This window comes from Psychroflexus aurantiacus, from assembly GCF_010820555.1.
GTDB lineage: Bacteria > Bacteroidota > Bacteroidia > Flavobacteriales > Flavobacteriaceae > Psychroflexus > Psychroflexus aurantiacus.
Window position 1 is genome coordinate 1 of the sequence record NZ_JAAIKD010000029.1, and the last position, 901, is coordinate 901.

General features: G+C 30.4%; 1 protein-coding gene. It reads right to left on the minus strand.

Annotation, left to right across the window (positions count from 1 at the left end; translation table 11 throughout):
- Positions 1 to 136 precede the first annotated feature (136 nt).
- A partial coding sequence (locus tag G3567_RS13190; protein ID WP_235923608.1) for a hypothetical protein occupies positions 137 to 901 on the minus strand: 765 nt, incomplete at its 5' end.

Sequence of the window (901 nt, forward strand, 5' to 3'; positions counted from 1 at the left end):
AACGGTTTGTATATGATTTGTTGCGTGTTTCAGCAACCAATTTAGCAAATAAAAACGGTATAGAAAATCCGCGAGGATTTTCGTAAGTAGGCTAGAACTAGCAATAAATTATATACGGTGTTGGCGTGTCGTTTTTTTATTTCAGATACTGATCAAAGTATTCATTAACTATCTTTTTGTTGTATTTATCTTCACCTCTCCAATATTCAACAAAAGCCCAATCGTGTCTACCTGTTGTTGGTCTATCATAATTTTTAGGTTCTAAAATTTCACAACATCCAAGAATTTCCATTATTGTATGACGTTCATTTTTGCTTCCTTTCATAACTTCTTTTAGTCTATCTCTTAATTTTCCTGGATATTCTCCAGTCTCTGAATCATTTATGCATTTTAAAATTCCTTTAAAAGTCTTAATGTCTAATTCAGTTGGTTCACTAATATTTTCTTGACTAAATAACTTTAAATCAAGATAATTATATAATAAATCTGAATGTCTAACTCCGCTCCATTTAATTCGCTCAAAATTTAGGACATTCAGGTCTTCATTTTCGTATTCAAAAATTTCAGGTCGATAAAATTCTCTTTTTCCTTCAAGTATTAATTTGGCATTGAAATAACTAGCAATAGCAGAGCGCCAATCAAGTCTTTTATTAGTCAAACTTGATAAAAATCCGTCAGTTATTTTTTTCGTGCTGATTTGGTTTAATATGTTTTTTAAGTCGGTTTTAACCTCTTTCATAGATATTGAAATAGGCTCAAACATCAATCCTTTTGATTTAGCATAATCAAAATCTAATGGATCAGTTTCAAAGTCACGTTTCCAGCCTTGAGAACTCCAATAAGTTTTAAATAAAATTGATTTTGCTTTTTTATCCATAATGTTTCTCAAATGCACGCCAAC